We start from the raw sequence: 15,705 nt of genomic DNA, 5'->3' as shown, positions 1-15,705 counted from the left end.
CGATAAATGGATCACAGGTTAAGTCCACCGCATCCTGCGGCGACACCTGTGTGACCTGCATCGTGCAGGCCCTAGTTTGACTGACTACGCACATCGCTGTGCGATTTTATAAAAAATGAATTAACAGGTACGTTTTGTCTTGTTTAGTTTTCAAAGAACTTTGTCTATCGCTCTTTAAGCGACTTTATAATCATAACATTTACCGCCGCTCTCGTCAATAACTTTTTTCAACAATTTCTTTTCAAAAAGCGATTCGTCATCAGCGACGTATATTAGAATAACACCTTAGATTATTAAAGTCAACATATTAATATCATTTAAATAATAAATTGCTTAATGACGACTAACGCGGCTATTCCCGGTATCCCTAAAATCCCGCTGATAGCTGTTGTGACCAGATTAATCGGCACATGAATGCCAAGGCTGCCGCCAAACATATTTACACAAACCAGCAGCAAAGCGCCCGCCACAAATTTAACAGCTGTGATACCAATCCACTTTAACGGCTTTGCAGCTGAACCTGATAAAAAAAGAAGAATAACCAGTCCTAAAATAATCCCTATAATAAAAATAGGCTCCATGAATCTTCTCATCTCCCTTGCTTGTTCTAGTACAAGCTTATGAGAAGATCCAGGAGTTTAGACCACTTACTTCCACCGGCTGATTTTTAAATTTCTCTGTTTCGCTTCCCTCAAGTAAAAAAAATACTTCGCTTCAGCTACTTTCAGTTCGTATAACACTTCAGCAGACGGTTCTAAGCTTTTTTCAACCAGCTTTTTTTGCCTGTTCCACTCTTCCTTTTGCTTAAAAAGCTGCTCAATTAGTTTTTCATCAAACTCTCTTCTCAATGTTTTCTTGCGAAGAAAACCCATGGATCGCTTTTTCCTCCTTACAATTCACGTCTTCCTTCAAGTGCTTTAGAAAGAGTGACCTCATCAGCATATTCCAAATCGCCGCCGACGGGCAGTCCGTGGGCAATACGGGAGAGCTTAATACCAGACGGCTTCAAGAGCCTTGATATATACATCGCCGTTGCTTCCCCTTCTATATTAGGGTTAGTTGCGAGAATCACTTCTGTCACTTGATCATCCTGTAATCGTTTTAACAATTCTGGTATTTTAATATCCTCTGGTCCGATGCCGTCCATTGGAGAAATGGCGCCGTGAAGAACGTGATACTGTCCGTTGTATTCCTTCATTTTCTCCATAGCGATAACATCCTTAGGGTCTTGCACAACACAGATAACGGACTTATCCCTGCGTGTATCTTCACATATATAGCACGGGTCCTGATCTGTAATATGCCCGCAAACTGAACAATATGTCAGGTTGCGTTTCGCATTTACTAATGCTTTCGCAAAATCTAATACCACATCTTCTTTCATACCTAGAACAAAAAAAGCCAGACGAACCGCTGTTTTCGGTCCGATCCCTGGCAATTTCATAAAGCTGTCAATCAGCTTTGATATTGGTTCAGGATATTGCATGTTCTTTTATCCCCCTAGAATAAACCTGGCATGTTCATTCCCTTTGTAAATTGACCCATTGTTTCGTTTGTGATCTCGTCAACTTTCTTCAAAGCTTCATTCGTTGCAGCAAGCACTAAATCTTGAAGCATGTCGATATCTTCCGGATCAACGACTTCCTCTTTGATGATGACATCCAGGATTTCTTTTTGGCCGTTTGCTTTTACTGTTACCATACCACCGCCTGCAGTTCCTTCAACAACCTTTTCTGCAAGCTCTTCTTGAGCCTTCGCCATGTCCTTTTGCATTTTTTGCATTTGTTTCATCATTTTTTGCATATTTCCCATTCCGCCACGCATAGCATTCACTCTCTTTCATTTTGTTAGTCTTTTATTTCAATTAAATCCGCTCCGACAAGCTTTTTCGCCTCGGCAATAAGCGGGTCTTCTTCAGCCGGTTCATTTGATCCTTCATTTTCCTGCTGATGATCTACTAAAAATTCTTCTCTTATTTTACCCCATTGTGCTTCAGGAACGCCAATCAAATCCATTCTTTTTTCGAGCATCGATTCTAGAATCTGCTCAAGATTGGTCCGGACTCCGTTATTATCCTCGGCGACCATTTTACAATGAATTTCATATTTGAATTTCAGAACAAATGCCGCTGAGGCGGCAGCCACAGGTTCACTGTCATTCAGCAAAGCGGCATGTGATACTTTGTTTTGCTGTTTGAGATGAGCAAGAAGCTTGCCCCAGCTGTTTCTGAGCAGGTCAAGATCCGGTCTCGTAGCTTCCTTCAGAATTTCATGAATTCTCCCTACTGGCGCTTTGTAATTGGATTTCCCGCCCTTAGGCACACGCGGCGTTTCTTTTTTCGGGCTTTCCGCCGCTGCTTTAATTCCCGTTGTTTTAAGCCGCTCCACTTCCTGCTCGAGCTGCTGAATTTTTTTCATCAGCATATCGACTTCCGGCAGGTCAGCTGCTGATTGATGAGACGTTTGGCAAATCTTCACCACTGCCACTTCAAAAAAGATACGGGGATGATTTGTCCATTTCATTTCCTGGTGGCTCTTGTTTAGAATATCAATCATTTCATATATGGCCTGTGCCGGAATTTGTTCGCTTAGTCCTCGGAACGTTTCATCAACTTTTACTTTTTCAAGCACTCCTTCTAAGCCAGGGGCTGTTTTGTATAGCAGCATGTCCCTGAAATAGAAAATCATATCCTCTATCAGCTTAGCTGGATCTTTCCCTTGCTGAAGCAGTTCATTTAATGTTTCCAGTGCGTCAGAAACGTTTTTATCATGCAGGGATTGTGCCAGCTTCCCTATATATAATTGAGAAACAGCTCCCGTAATCAAAAGCGCATCTTCGACTTTCAGAACATCACCGCTGAATGATACCGCCTGATCAAGAAGGCTCAAAGCATCCCTCATACCGCCATCTGCAGCACTCGCAATGATATCAAGCGATCCCTCTTCCACTTGCAGCTGTTCTGCATCAACAATTTTATTCATACGTCCGACAATCGCTTGGGATGTAATTCGTTTAAAATCAAAACGCTGACATCTGGAGATAATGGTTAAAGGAATTTTGTGCGGTTCGGTTGTCGCTAAAATGAAAATACAATGCTCGGGCGGCTCTTCTAATGTTTTTAGCAATGCATTAAAGGCGCCGATAGAAAGCATATGTACCTCATCTATGATATATACCTTATATGTGACGGCCGACGGGGCAAACTTCACTTTATCGCGAATGTCACGAATCTCATCAACACCGTTGTTAGAAGCGGCGTCAATTTCTATGACATCGGATATTGACCCGTTTGTTATCCCTTTACAGGCCGCACATTCGTTGCATGGCTCATCAACAGGAGCATGTTCACAGTTGACAGCCTTGGCAAATATTTTGGCTGCACTGGTTTTTCCCGTTCCTCTTGGCCCGGAAAACAGGTAGGCGTGAGAAAACTTTTTTTGCAAAAGGGCATTTTGCAGCGTTTTTGTAATGTGTTCTTGTCCAACCACATCTTCAAAGCGCTGAGGCCTGAATACTCGATATAAAGCTTGGTAACTCACGGGTTTGCCCTCCTCCGTTATTCATCATTCCCATTATACATGAACCTTGTTTCGATTCCAAAAGCTCTTTTTACATAACAAAAAACTCACCTAATGATAGGTGAGTCTGAAAATTTGATGATTGATTTACCGTGCACCTTCTGTCGATTCGCTACCCTAAGCGTTACTTAAGCAGTTAGCTCGGCCCAGGCAACCCTGCGGCACATGAGAGGTTTCACTTAATGCTGCTTCCTTCCGGACCTGACATGGTTCATGAATTCCCATTGCGCAGGACCCAAACGTCAACACCACTTACTTAAGGCAGACCTTAAAGTAAACGAACCTCGAGAAGGGATTCGGCCCCGCTAGAGCGGATTGCAGGTACAGGGCACCGCTACCTCCCCGCTTAGCACGGCAAAATAAATATCAAATTTTATATCGCATCTATTATGATGCATACATAAGTATATCGTTTCCCCCTAAAAATTGCAACCGGACTACTCAGACAAGTTTTTCCTGAAGGCTTTCTTCTTTTTTCGCAGTTCTCTAAAAAATGAACTGAGCATTCCTCCGCATTCCTCCTCAAGCACTCCGCTCACCACTTCAGCCTGGTGGTTAAAGCGCTCTTCCTGCAAAAGGTTCATAAGCGTACCTGAACAGCCGCCTTTAGGATCAAATGCACCAAATACCACTTTTTCCACGCGCGAAAGCACAACGGCACCGGCACACATCGGACAAGGCTCAAGTGTCACATAAAGAGTTGCACCCTCCAGCCGCCACGTTCCCAGCGCCTTACACGCTTCATCAATCACAAGCATTTCCGCATGAGCGATTGACCGCTGCTCCGTCTCTCTTAAATTATGTGCACGCGCTATGATTTCATCGTTAACGACAAGTACGGCGCCGATTGGCACTTCACCTTTCTCTTCAGCTTTTTTCGCTTCTTTAATTGCTTCTTTCATATAAAGTTCATCTTGTGTCATAAGAATAAGCTCTCTTTTCAAAGTTTTTTCATTGCCTAAAAAGGCTACATATTAACTATAACTGAAACGGAAAGGAGACTGTCAATTGTCCAAAGCAGACACAGCTCTTCTCATTGTAGACATGATCAATAATTTTGAATTCGATATGGGAGAAAGCCTCGCTAAAAAAACAGAAAAAATCGTTCCTCACATTTTATCATTAAAGGAGCATGCGAGACAAAATGACTGGCCGATTATTTACATTAATGATCATTACGGACTTTGGCAAGCTGATATTAAAAATATTCAGCAAGAATGCACGAATGAAAGAAGCAAGAATATCATCAGACAAATAGCGCCGAAAGATGCTGATTATTTTTTAATCAAACCGAAGCATTCCGCCTTTTACGAAACTGCCCTTCACACTCTCCTTACCGAATTGCAGGTGAAGCATATTATTTTAACAGGTATAGCCGGTAACATATGCGTGCTGTTTACCGCTAATGACGCTTACATGAGGGAATACAGCATTACGATTCCTAAGGACTGCATTGCCTCAAATCGTGACGCAGACAACGAATTTGCCTTAACCATGATGGAGAATGTTCTTCTCGCTGAAATTACGACGGAGAAACAAATTACAGAAAAATAAACATGATCAGCGCTTTTCTTTCATACATTGATAGCGATATGAAAGGAGGCGTTTTTCATTCAAATTTATGTGGTGAAACAAGGCGACACTCTTTCTGCTATCGCTTCACAATACAGAACAACTGTAAATGAAATCACAGAAACGAATGAAATACCGAATCCCGACAGCCTTGTTGTCGGACAAACCATTGTCATTCCAATAGCCGGCCAGTTCTATGATGTTCAACAAGGTGATACCCTGACATCCATCGCACGGCGGTTCAATACAACAGCAGCCGAGCTTGCCAGGGTTAACCGAATCCAGTTAAATACCGTACTGCAGATTGGTTTCCGCTTATACATCCCTCCGGTTCCTAAACGAGACATCGAATCAAATGCTTATTTGGAGCCCCGCGGAAATCAAGTCAGCGAAAATCTCCAGCAGGCGGCCAGAGAAGCGTCGCCCTACTTAACGTACCTTGGCGCATTCAGTTTCCAGGCACAGCGGGACGGAACCTTAGTCGCACCGCCTTTAACGAATTTAAGAAGCATTGCAGAGAATCAAAACACGGCATTGATGATGATTATAACGAACCTAGAAAACCAGGCATTCAGCGATGAACTCGGCCGAATCCTTTTGAACGACGATGCTGTAAAAAGAAGACTTTTGAATGAAATAGTCGAGAATGCCAGAAGATATGGTTTCTTTGATATTCATTTTGACTTTGAATATTTGCGGCCTCAGGATAGAGAAGCCTATAATCAATTTCTGCGCGAAGCAAGGGATCTTTTCCATCGAGAAGGCCTAGAAATTTCTACAGCGCTTGCCCCTAAAACAAGCGCAACACAGCAGGGCAGATGGTACGAAGCCCATGATTACAGAGCCCATGGCCAAATTGTCGACTTTGTTGTTCTCATGACATATGAATGGGGCTATAGCGGCGGGCCAGCTCAAGCCGTTTCGCCAATTGGGCCTGTTCGGGATGTCATAGAATATGCTTTGACTGAAATGCCTGCGAATAAAATTGTCATGGGCCAGAATTTATATGGGTATGATTGGACGCTTCCATATACAGCAGGGGGAACCCCAGCAAGAGCAATAAGCCCTCAGCAAGCCCTTGTCATTGCCGATCAAAACAATGCAACCATTCAGTATGACCAAACAGCTCAAGCGCCTTTCTTCCGCTATACTGATGCTGAAAACAGAAGGCACGAGGTGTGGTTCGAGGATGCCCGCTCGATCCAAGCAAAATTCAATCTGATTAAAGAGCTGAATTTAAGAGGCATCAGCTATTGGAAGTTAGGTCTTTCCTTCCCGCAAAACTGGCTGTTGCTGTCTGATCAATTTAATATTGTCAAAAAGACGTTTCGATAATTTGGAAACGTCTTTTTTTCATGGGGGCACCCAAGGGTTGTGATACAATATGAAGGTCGGTAACTGACGAACGTTTTTCAGAAATAAGGAGGATTCCGATGAATACAGCCCCTTTTATTGCAATAGAAGGTCCTATCGGGGCAGGAAAAACAACCCTCGCGACAATGCTCTCACAAGAGTTTGAATTCCCTATGATTAGTGAGATTGTTGAGGACAACCCATACCTTGATAAGTTTTATGACAATATAGAGGAATGGAGCTTCCAGCTTGAAATGTTTTTTCTTTGTCACAGATACAAACAGCTTGAAGACACCAGCGATCACTTTTTAAAAAAGGGACAACCTGTGATAGCTGATTATCACATTTATAAAAATGTGATTTTTGCAGAACGCACCCTGTCTCAGCGTCAGCTGGAAAAATATAAAAAGATTTATCACCTGCTAACGGATGATCTGCCAAAACCAAATTTCATCATTTACATAAAGGCTAGTCTGCCCACATTGTTACACCGCATTGAAAAACGCGGACGCCCCTTTGAGAAAAAAATTGAAACAAGCTATTTGGAGCAGCTGATCGCAGATTATGAAGTCGCCATCAAACAGTTGCAGGAAGCCGATCCTGAACTTACAGTGCTAACTATAGATGGTGATTCAAAGGATTTCGTTTTGAATAAGAGCGACTTTGAACGCATTGCCGCCCATGTAAAGGAGCTTATCGTATGAAGGAACATCATATCCCTAAGAATTCAATTATCACAGTAGCAGGAACAGTAGGTGTCGGAAAATCGACTTTAACAAAAGCTTTGGCTAAAAGGCTTGGATTTAAAACCTCTCTGGAGGAAGTCGATCATAATCCATACTTAGAAAAGTTCTATCATGATTTTGAACGTTGGAGCTTTCACCTGCAAATCTATTTCTTAGCTGAACGATTCAAAGAACAGAAAACGATTTTTGAAGCCGGCGGAGGATTTGTACAGGATCGTTCTATTTATGAAGACACAGGAATTTTTGCAAAAATGCATGCTGACAAAGGGACAATGTCAAAGATTGATTATAAAACTTACACAAGCCTTTTCGAAGCAATGGTCATGACACCGTATTTCCCACACCCAGATGTATTGATCTATTTAGAAGGAGATCTGGAGAACATTTTAAACCGGATTGAAGAACGCGGCCGTGAAATGGAGCTTCAGACAAGCCGGTCTTATTGGGAAGAAATGCATACACGCTATGAAAACTGGATAAGCGGTTTTAATGCCTGCCCTGTTTTAAAGCTCCGTATTGAGGATTATGATCTGCTGAATGACGAAAGCTCGATTGAAAATATTGTAGATCAAATCGCTTCAGTTATTCATGAAAATCAAAAAAAGTGAATCTCAGCTGAGATTCACTTTTTCTTTATAATAAAAAATCCGTTGCATCGAATGCAACGGACAAAACAATCTCCAATATATGCTTGTGTTTCATTAGAATTAAAATCAATATGGCGGAGGAAGAGGGATTCGAACCCCCGCGGGCTTTGACACCCCTGTCGGTTTTCAAGACCGATCCCTTCAGCCGGACTTGGGTATTCCTCCGTATCGACAAGACTTACTATATCATGAATGTTCTTATATGGTCAAGCATTTTTAAAAACTTTTTTGTTTTTATAAAAATATCGTGTTTACTCAGGCAAAAAGGCGCACCTTATCAGGTACACCTTTTCACAATTTTATGGTTTTATTACTTCTTTATTCCCCATATAAGGGCGAAGCACTTTTGGAATTACAACGCTTCCGTCTTCCTGCTGATAATTTTCTAAGATAGCGGCTACTGTTCTTCCAACCGCCAGACCTGACCCGTTCAGTGTGTGTACATGCTCAGGCTTGCCTTTCGCTTCACGTCTAAAACGAATGTTCGCACGTCTTGCTTGGAACGCTTCGAAGTTGCTGCAAGAAGAAATTTCACGATATGTGTCTTGGCTTGGAATCCAAACTTCGATATCGTATTTTTTCGCAGCCGTAAAGCCTAGATCACCCGTACACATGCTCATGACACGATATGGGAGCTCAAGCAGCTGGAGAACACGTTCTGCTTGGTTTGTAAGCTTCTCTAATTCTTCATAAGAATCTTCAGGCTTCACAAACTTCACAAGCTCAACTTTATTAAATTGGTGCTGACGGATCAATCCGCGTGTATCACGCCCTGCTGAACCAGCTTCAGAACGGAAGCAAGCACTGAATGCCGCATAGTTAATCGGCAGACTGTCACCTGAAAGGATTTCATCGCGATGCATGTTTGTAATCGGGACTTCCGCAGTCGGAATTAAGAAGTAATCTTCTTCTCTGATTTTAAACGCATCCTCTTCGAATTTAGGAAGCTGACCCGTTCCCGTCATGCTTGCGCGGTTTACCATATAAGGCGGAATCACTTCAGTATAGTTATACTCATCTACATGAAGATCAAGCATAAAGTTATAAAGCGCACGCTCCAGACGAGCACCTAAACCTTTATAGAACACGAAACGGCTTCCTGTTACTTTTGCAGCACGTTCAAAATCTAGAATACCCAGCTCATCTGCAATATCCCAGTGCGGCTTCGGCTCGTAAGCAAATGAAGGCTTTTCGCCCCATTTACGCACTTCTATGTTGTCGTCTTCTGTTTCACCGACAGGGACAGACTCATGCGGAATGTTTGGGATTGAAAGAAGAATGGTATCAAGCTCAGATTCCACTGATCTTAATTCTTCATCAAGTGTTTTAATTTCCTCGCCGACTTCACGCATTTCTTTAATAATGTGATCCGCGTCTTTTTTCTCACGTTTCAGTACAGCAACCTGCTGAGATACTTCATTCCGTTTTCCTTTTAACTCTTCAACCTTGCCGATAAGCTCTCTTCGTCTATCGTCCAGCGCCTCAAACTTATCAAAATCAGTTAAGTCTTCGCCTTTGTGTACAAGCTTTACTTTAATTTCTTGAAAATTTGCTCTCAGCATTTTTGTATCAAGCATGCGAAACACTCCTTTTTTATTGATTTGTCGAAAATAAAAAGAGCCCTCATCCCCATAAAGGGACGAGAGCTCTCGCGTTGCCACCCTGATTGAAAACAAGCCAAAGACTCGTTTTCCACTTTCACACATAACGGTTATCCCGTAAATGCCTACTTGTTTCAGCATTTCGCTCAAGGATGGATTCAGACAGCATCTTTCACCGATTCGCACCAACCATCGGCTCTCTTAGAAAGAGAGGCTTCCTACTAGTTCCTATCAACGCTTTTCGATCTTTATTTGTGCTTATAATGTACTATAAGTTTCCACAGCTTTCAACTGTTTTATACAAGTGCTTTCTGTTTGTATTCCTCAACCATTTGAACAAACAGCTGTGTCACTCGGTGATCTTCTGTCAGCTCCGGATGGAACGAGCAGCCCAGGAATTGATCCTGTTTAGCAGCTACAATACGACCATTATGCTCCGAAAGAACCTCCACATTTTCACCAGCTTCTAAAATATGCGGCGCGCGGATGAATACCCCTGTAAAAGGCTCGTTCAGGCCTTTGATTGTTAAATCAGCTTCAAAGCTGTCAACCTGCCGGCCAAACGAATTACGCTCAACAACCACATTCAGCAGACCTAAATGAGGATTATCTGAACCAGCAATTTCTTTTGCTAATATAATTAATCCGGCGCATGTCCCGAACATCGGTTTTCCCTGAGCAGCAAAATTACGAAGCGGCTCCATGAATTGATACGTATCAATCAAACGGCGCATCGTCGTGCTCTCACCGCCAGGTAAAATCAGTCCGTCAATTTCGTTCAGCTGCTCAGGGCGTTTAACGACAAGACCAGCCGCACCGCATGCTTCAATTGCATGGATATGCTCTCTAACTGCTCCTTGAAGTCCTAGTACTCCTATTGTTAACATGTCAGCAGCGCTCCTATATTCTTACCAGCCGCGTTCTTGCATACGCTGTTCTGGAAGTAAGTTTGAGATTTCAATCCCTTTCATTGCAGTACCAAGCTCTTTTGAAAGCTCAGCGATCAATTTGTAATCAGTGTAGTGAGTTGTAGCTTCCACAATTGCTTTCGCAAACTTAGCAGGGTTGTCTGATTTGAAAATACCAGAACCAACAAATACTCCGTCAGCACCAAGCTGCATCATGAGAGCAGCATCAGCAGGAGTGGCTACGCCGCCAGCGGCAAAGTTAACGACAGGAAGCTTGCCATCTTTTTTAATTTGAAGAAGAAGTTCGTAAGGAGCACCTAAGTTTTTCGCTTCTGTCATGAGTTCATCCTCACTCATCGCAACTACTTTGCGCACTTGAGCGTTTACTTTGCGCATATGGCGAACAGCCTCAACGATATTCCCTGTTCCAGGCTCACCTTTCGTACGAAGCATAGAGGCGCCTTCAGCAATACGGCGTGTTGCTTCACCAAGATCACGGCAGCCGCAAACGAAAGGAACTGTGTATTCATTTTTATTCAAATGAAATTCTTCGTCAGCCGGAGTCAGAACTTCACTTTCATCAATATAGTCAACACCCATAGCTTCAAGCACACGCGCTTCAACAATATGTCCGATACGCGCTTTTGCCATTACTGGGATAGATACTGCATTCATTACTTCTTCCACGATTGTAGGGTCAGCCATACGGGCAACTCCTCCAGCCGCGCGAATATCAGCTGGTACACGCTCTAGCGCCATTACAGCTACAGCTCCAGCCTCTTCAGCAATTTTCGCTTGTTCCGCATTGATGACGTCCATGATGACGCCGCCTTTTTGCATTTCTGCCATTCCGCGTTTTACACGTTCAGTACCTGTTTGAGCCATTTCTTGGTCCCCCTAATCAAGGTATAATTGTATAATTTCTAATCCTTATTGTATCCTAGAAATCCAATAATTCATATGGATATATATTATTTTATTCGGTTTTTAGCGCTTTGAAAATCATTTTTTCTTAAAAATTGGGTTTTTTCAGTATATTAAACGAAAGAGCCCTAACATACATCAGAGCTCTTTCATTTGATTAAAACCAGCCGGTTACCGTATCAACAATGCTTCCCCAAATGCCGGCGAAAAATCCGCCGATACTGCGCATTGTCAGAACAAACCAGTTTGCTTTTTCTACATTTTCTTTTGTAACAAGGTCTACGCCAGCAAGATTGCTGTTAAGGAATCCGTAATCCTTTTCATCGCCTGTATATTCCGCAGTCAGTTTCCCAACCTTGGTTCCTTTTTTCACAGGGGCAGTCAAGGTCTCTTTATTTAGTGTGACCTTCGCTTTGTAATTCTTTTCTTCGCCATTTTTGACAGGAAGAGAGAACGCTTTGTTTGTCACAATGCCTACTTCTTTCTCTTTACCCTTATCAACTGAAATTGTTTTATGGCCTTTTACTTGATCGCCTTCAGCATAAATTTCTTTCATGGAGAAATTGTCGAAAGCATAATCGAACATTTTTTTCGTTTCATCGAAACGGCCTGTATGTATATTGCCTTTTGCGTTTAATACAACAGTAATAACACGCATTCCATTGAGTTCAGCTGTTCCTGTAAAGCATGAACCCGCAGAGTCAGTAGAACCTGTTTTCAGTCCGTCTACAGTCGCTTTTTTATACTCGCTGACAAGCCCTTTTAGCATAAAGTTCCAGTTCGGCATGTCCATTTCATCATCAGTGCCTTTTCTGAACTTCGTTTTGGCGATACTGGAAGTCTCCAGAATCTCAGGATAGTCAGTAATCAAGTGATCCGCAAGAATTGCCATGTCCTTAGCAGAAACTTCACTTTCTTCATCTACGCTTGTCCCCTCAGGCTGATGCCCGTGAAGATCTTTGTTCTCAAGACCTGTTGCGTTAACAAATTTGTAATCTGTTAAGCCTAGTTCTTTTGCTTTTGCATTCATTTTCTCAACAAACTTAGTTTCAGAACCCGCAACGACTTCTGCTATCGCAATAGCAGCAGCATTTGCAGAGTAAATTGCTGTAGCTTGGTATAATTCTTTTACTGTGTATTTCCCGTCTTTCCGAAGAGGAACGTTTGATAAGCTGTTATCTTGGGAAATCTCATACACATAGTCATCAGGCGTATAGGTTTGATCCCATTTCACTTTACCCTGATCAATTGCTTCTAATAACAGATACTCTGTCATCATTTTTGTCATACTGGCAATTGGCAGTCTCTTATCTGCATTTTTACTGTACAGAATTTTACCTGAAGAAGCTTCGATCATAATAGCAGCAGATGCATTGATATCAATTGGATCGCTGGCTGCTTTTGCTTTTGACATTGGAGCCAGACAAGTGACAGCTAGTGTTAACACAACCAATGACATCAATAGCTGTTTACATTTCTTGATGTTCAATCGTACGACCTCCGTATTTCATATTATTCATCTATAATTAAGCCGTTAAGGACATTTTCAATGCACAACAGTATAAATTTTATCATAATCAGTATAAAAAAAATAGACAGAGTCAGAGACCCTGTCAAATGTTTTTAATTTGTAACAATTTATTATGAAATTGTATAGTTCGGAGATTCTTTTGTAATCTGTACGTCATGCGGATGACTTTCACGAAGTCCCGCGCCAGTCATGCGAATGAACTGGGCTTCTTCTCTTAAAGCGTGAAGATCTTTGGATCCGCAATATCCCATACCAGAACGAAGACCGCCGACTAGCTGATAAACTGTTTCTTCAACTGGTCCTTTGTAAGGTGTGCGTCCTTCAATTCCTTCAGGAACAAATTTTTTGTTTTCTTCTTGGAAGTAACGGTCTTTACTTCCTTTTTCCATTGCAGCAACTGACCCCATACCGCGGTATACTTTAAATCTTCTTCCTTGGTAGATTTCAGTTTCACCAGGGCTTTCTGACGTGCCTGCAAGCAAGCTTCCGAGCATAACAGCATGTCCGCCGGCTGCCAATGCTTTAGTAATATCGCCAGAGAATTTAATTCCGCCGTCGGCGATGATTGTCTTGCCGTGTTTTCTTGCTTCAGTCGCACAATCATAAATCGCTGTAATTTGCGGAACACCGACACCCGCTACAACGCGTGTAGTACAAATTGAACCAGGTCCGATTCCAACTTTGACAACGTCTACTCCAGCTTCGATAAGAGCTCTTGTCGCTTCAGCTGTTGCCACGTTCCCAGCAATAATGTTTAATTCAGGATATGTTTCACGGATTTTTGTTACTGTGTTTAATACGCCTTGAGAATGTCCGTGAGCAGTATCAATAACAATAACATCGACATTGGCTTCAACAAGCTTTTTGACGCGAGTCATTGTGTCGCCAGTTACGCCAACTGCCGCGCCAACGATCAGACGGCCGTGAATGTCTTTAGATGAGTTCGGGAACTCAATGACTTTTTCAATGTCCTTGATTGTGATAAGACCTTTTAATTTATTCTGGTCATCAACGAGAGGAAGCTTTTCAATTTTATGTTTCTGCAAAATCTTTTCAGCTTCATCAAGAGTGGTTCCTACAGGTGCAGTAACAAGCTCTTCTTTCGTCATGACATCGCTGATTTTCATTGAGTAGTCAGAAATAAAACGAAGATCACGGTTTGTTATAATTCCGACAAGCTTTTGGTCTTCTTCGTTATCTACAATCGGAACACCAGAAATTCTGTATTTCCCCATCAAGTGCTCCGCATCAAATACTTGGTGATCAGGAGTTAAAAAGAAGGGATTTGTGATAACGCCGCGCTCAGAACGCTTTACTTTATCAACTTGTTCAGCCTGCTGTTCAATGGACATATTTTTATGAATGATGCCCAAGCCGCCCTGTCTAGCCATTGCAATTGCCATTGCTGATTCTGTTACAGTGTCCATACCTGCGCTGATGACAGGAATATTCAGCTTTAACGTTTTTGTAAGTTCTACAGATAAATCCACATCACGCGGAAGTACCTCTGACTTGGCTGGCACAAGCAGCACATCGTCGAACGTTAAGCCTTCTTTTGAAAATTTACTTTCCCACATTAGTAAATCCCCCTCTTTTCGGCAAAATATTATATGTAGATTATCAACTAGCCAAGAGCATGTCAAGGAAGCGAGAAAGAGTTGAAATATTTAGATAACGGAAAGGATAAAGAAATACATATGACATATCATGAGTGGAAAGACTTAGCGCTATTTTATTCCGTTGAATCAACCCAGAAATTTCTAGAAAAGGTTTATACCTTAAACGGTATTGACGATGCGAAAAAGAACTCTTTTAAAAACAGTGAACGGTTTATTTATTTCTTAAAGCATGCCGAATCGTTTTATAAACAAGCTTCATATTCCCCTTTAGAAATCAAACCGATTCTTTTATTTTACGGAATGGCTCAGCTTATCAAAGCATGCCTCATAACACGGGATCCTCATTATCCAAGCCATACATCAGTACTGGCACATGGCGTAACAACAAGAAAGCGAAAGAAACAGAATTATTGTTTTAGCGATGATGAAGTGAAAATACAACGGAACGGTCTATGCATACATTTCATGAAACACTTATTCGGACAATCGGATATAGTAGATGAACGGTATACCATGAAAAAATTATTAATGGCGATTCCAGAACTAAGTGACACTTTTTATTTTCAGCAGAAAGAACGTTTTATGACAAAAGTCGAGAAGGAAAAGGACAGGATTTCTGTACCAGAGGATGTGGTGATCAATTATAAAATGTCTGATTCAAGATTTGCCGAATATATGTCCCATCATTTTCAATGGTCTTTTGAAAGAAAAAATGAACACGAGCTGCTGTTTGAAATTTCACCGCAAGACACGAAGCCATGGACATCAATCAGCTTGTTGTATGACATGGGTAAGAACCAATATTTTATCCCTTCTCAAAGGGAACAATTTCTGAGACTTCCAGAAATGGCAATTCACTATTTAATTTTGTACAACATAGGGATGATTGCGAGGTATGAGACAGAATGGTGGTATGAGTTGTTAACGCAACATATAAGTGATGATTACGTGCTAATTCAGCAGTTTTTATTAGTGACAGAAAACAAATTCCCAAAATACGCTTTACAATTTCTTCTTCATTTTTGATAAACAAAAAACCCAGCTCATTGAGCTGGGTTTTACCTTTAAACCAGAATACAAAAAGGGCAGCTCATATGAACTGCCCTTTTTTCAATTGCTTGGCGGCGTCCTACTCTCACAGGGGGAAACCCCCGACTACCATCGGCGCTGAAGAGCTTAACTTCCGTGTTCGGCATGGGAACGGGTGTGACCTCTTCGCTATCGCC

General features: G+C 41.9%; 16 protein-coding genes, 1 tRNA gene, 1 rRNA gene, 1 other RNA gene and 1 other annotated feature. Of the genes, 5 read left to right on the top strand and 14 right to left on the bottom strand.

The window, feature by feature from the left end:
• Positions 1-317: 317 nt before the first annotated feature.
• From bofA to tadA, 7 genes are all read right to left on the bottom strand, one after another.
• Positions 318-581: a sigma-K factor-processing regulator BofA gene (bofA, locus tag AC0C66_RS21425; protein ID WP_003225421.1), complete on the bottom strand. Its 264-nt coding sequence runs from the start codon at positions 579-581 to the stop codon at positions 318-320.
• A gap of 66 nt (positions 582-647) precedes the next feature.
• Positions 648-872, bottom strand: coding sequence for a YaaL family protein (locus tag AC0C66_RS21420; RefSeq protein ID WP_014112283.1), 225 nt, complete (start codon positions 870-872; stop codon positions 648-650).
• Positions 873-889: 17 nt separating this feature from the next.
• Positions 890-1,486, bottom strand: coding sequence for a recombination protein RecR (gene recR, locus AC0C66_RS21415; protein ID WP_003225425.1), 597 nt, complete (start codon positions 1,484-1,486; stop codon positions 890-892).
• Positions 1,487-1,500: 14 nt separating this feature from the next.
• Positions 1,501-1,824, bottom strand: a complete 324-nt coding sequence (locus AC0C66_RS21410) for a YbaB/EbfC family nucleoid-associated protein (RefSeq protein ID WP_003225427.1) — start codon at positions 1,822-1,824, stop codon at positions 1,501-1,503.
• Positions 1,825-1,847: 23 nt separating this feature from the next.
• A complete protein-coding gene (dnaX, locus tag AC0C66_RS21405; protein WP_461845970.1) occupies positions 1,848-3,539 on the bottom strand; it encodes a DNA polymerase III subunit gamma/tau in 1,692 nt (563 codons plus the stop codon).
• A gap of 129 nt (positions 3,540-3,668) precedes the next feature.
• An RNA gene (ffs, locus tag AC0C66_RS21400) (signal recognition particle sRNA large type) lies at positions 3,669-3,933 on the bottom strand.
• A gap of 82 nt (positions 3,934-4,015) precedes the next feature.
• The gene (tadA, locus tag AC0C66_RS21395) at positions 4,016-4,501 is read right to left on the bottom strand and encodes a tRNA adenosine(34) deaminase TadA (RefSeq protein WP_014112280.1); all 486 of its coding nucleotides are present in this window, start codon (positions 4,499-4,501) and stop codon (positions 4,016-4,018) included.
• An 85-nt stretch (positions 4,502-4,586) separates the two neighbouring features.
• On the opposite strand from tadA, the gene AC0C66_RS21390 reads away from it, so the two are divergent.
• The 4 genes from AC0C66_RS21390 to dck all read left to right on the top strand — a co-directional run bounded on the left by AC0C66_RS21390 (position 4,587) and on the right by dck (position 7,857).
• The gene (locus AC0C66_RS21390; protein WP_061187059.1) at positions 4,587-5,132 is read left to right on the top strand and encodes a cysteine hydrolase family protein; all 546 of its coding nucleotides are present in this window, start codon (positions 4,587-4,589) and stop codon (positions 5,130-5,132) included.
• A 69-nt stretch (positions 5,133-5,201) separates the two neighbouring features.
• The gene (locus AC0C66_RS21385; protein WP_072183367.1) at positions 5,202-6,485 is read left to right on the top strand and encodes a LysM peptidoglycan-binding domain-containing protein; all 1,284 of its coding nucleotides are present in this window, start codon (positions 5,202-5,204) and stop codon (positions 6,483-6,485) included.
• A 98-nt stretch (positions 6,486-6,583) separates the two neighbouring features.
• Entirely contained in the window at positions 6,584-7,207 is a 624-nt protein-coding gene (gene dgk / locus AC0C66_RS21380; protein WP_072183366.1) for a deoxyguanosine kinase, read from the top strand.
• A complete protein-coding gene (gene dck, locus AC0C66_RS21375) occupies positions 7,204-7,857 on the top strand; it encodes a deoxyadenosine/deoxycytidine kinase (RefSeq protein ID WP_013307891.1) in 654 nt (217 codons plus the stop codon). The genes dgk and dck overlap by 4 nt, the downstream gene beginning before the upstream one ends.
• Before the next feature lie 111 nt (positions 7,858-7,968).
• Here the strand turns inward: dck and AC0C66_RS21370 are convergent.
• The 6 genes from AC0C66_RS21370 to guaB form a co-directional block, all read right to left on the bottom strand.
• Positions 7,969-8,061 (bottom strand) — tRNA-Ser (locus AC0C66_RS21370).
• Positions 8,062-8,195: 134 nt separating this feature from the next.
• A complete protein-coding gene (gene serS / locus AC0C66_RS21365) occupies positions 8,196-9,473 on the bottom strand; it encodes a serine--tRNA ligase (RefSeq protein WP_072183654.1) in 1,278 nt (425 codons plus the stop codon).
• A 55-nt stretch (positions 9,474-9,528) separates the two neighbouring features.
• Positions 9,529-9,741 (bottom strand) — a binding site (T-box leader).
• Between the two features lie 52 nt (positions 9,742-9,793).
• Positions 9,794-10,384, bottom strand: coding sequence for a pyridoxal 5'-phosphate synthase glutaminase subunit PdxT (gene pdxT, locus AC0C66_RS21360; protein WP_072183653.1), 591 nt, complete (start codon positions 10,382-10,384; stop codon positions 9,794-9,796).
• 21 nt (positions 10,385-10,405) lie between these two features.
• Positions 10,406-11,290 (bottom strand): pyridoxal 5'-phosphate synthase lyase subunit PdxS, encoded by an 885-nt coding sequence (pdxS, locus tag AC0C66_RS21355; protein ID WP_003225444.1) that lies wholly within the window; start codon positions 11,288-11,290, stop codon positions 10,406-10,408.
• Between the two features lie 196 nt (positions 11,291-11,486).
• Positions 11,487-12,818, bottom strand: a complete 1,332-nt coding sequence (gene dacA, locus AC0C66_RS21350) for a D-alanyl-D-alanine carboxypeptidase (RefSeq protein ID WP_014112274.1) — start codon at positions 12,816-12,818, stop codon at positions 11,487-11,489.
• Positions 12,819-12,970: 152 nt separating this feature from the next.
• Complete coding sequence (gene guaB / locus AC0C66_RS21345; RefSeq protein WP_014112273.1) at positions 12,971-14,437, bottom strand: IMP dehydrogenase; 1,467 nt, start codon at positions 14,435-14,437, stop codon at positions 12,971-12,973.
• Positions 14,438-14,557: 120 nt separating this feature from the next.
• Here guaB and AC0C66_RS21340 point away from each other — a divergent pair, with 120 nt between their 5' ends.
• Positions 14,558-15,505, top strand: a complete 948-nt coding sequence (locus AC0C66_RS21340; RefSeq protein ID WP_061187064.1) for a YaaC family protein — start codon at positions 14,558-14,560, stop codon at positions 15,503-15,505.
• A 90-nt stretch (positions 15,506-15,595) separates the two neighbouring features.
• Here AC0C66_RS21340 and rrf read toward each other — a convergent pair.
• A 5S ribosomal RNA gene (rrf, locus tag AC0C66_RS21335) occupies positions 15,596-15,705 on the bottom strand; the annotation flags it as partial.

This window comes from Bacillus sp. VA13, from assembly GCF_055710085.1.
Note: the sequence above shows the minus strand (reverse complement) of the source record. Positions and strands in the feature narration are given on the sequence as shown.

Bases quoted from the DNA above. Each gene is read 5' to 3' on its own strand.
- bofA (WP_003225421.1), bottom strand. From the start codon at position 581: ATGGAGCCTATTTTTATTATAGGGATTATTTTAGGACTGGTTATTCTT.
- AC0C66_RS21420 (WP_014112283.1), bottom strand. From the start codon at position 872: ATGGGTTTTCTTCGCAAGAAAACATTGAGAAGAGAGTTTGATGAAAAA.
- recR (WP_003225425.1), bottom strand. From the start codon at position 1,486: ATGCAATATCCTGAACCAATATCAAAGCTGATTGACAGCTTTATGAAA.
- AC0C66_RS21410 (WP_003225427.1), bottom strand. From the start codon at position 1,824: ATGCGTGGCGGAATGGGAAATATGCAAAAAATGATGAAACAAATGCAA.
- tadA (WP_014112280.1), bottom strand. From the start codon at position 4,501: ATGACACAAGATGAACTTTATATGAAAGAAGCAATTAAAGAAGCGAAA.
- dgk (WP_072183366.1), top strand. From the start codon at position 6,584: ATGAATACAGCCCCTTTTATTGCAATAGAAGGTCCTATCGGGGCAGGA.
- dck (WP_013307891.1), top strand. From the start codon at position 7,204: ATGAAGGAACATCATATCCCTAAGAATTCAATTATCACAGTAGCAGGA.
- serS (WP_072183654.1), bottom strand. From the start codon at position 9,473: ATGCTTGATACAAAAATGCTGAGAGCAAATTTTCAAGAAATTAAAGTA.
- pdxT (WP_072183653.1), bottom strand. From the start codon at position 10,384: ATGTTAACAATAGGAGTACTAGGACTTCAAGGAGCAGTTAGAGAGCAT.
- pdxS (WP_003225444.1), bottom strand. From the start codon at position 11,290: ATGGCTCAAACAGGTACTGAACGTGTAAAACGCGGAATGGCAGAAATG.
- guaB (WP_014112273.1), bottom strand. From the start codon at position 14,437: ATGTGGGAAAGTAAATTTTCAAAAGAAGGCTTAACGTTCGACGATGTG.
- AC0C66_RS21340 (WP_061187064.1), top strand. From the start codon at position 14,558: ATGACATATCATGAGTGGAAAGACTTAGCGCTATTTTATTCCGTTGAA.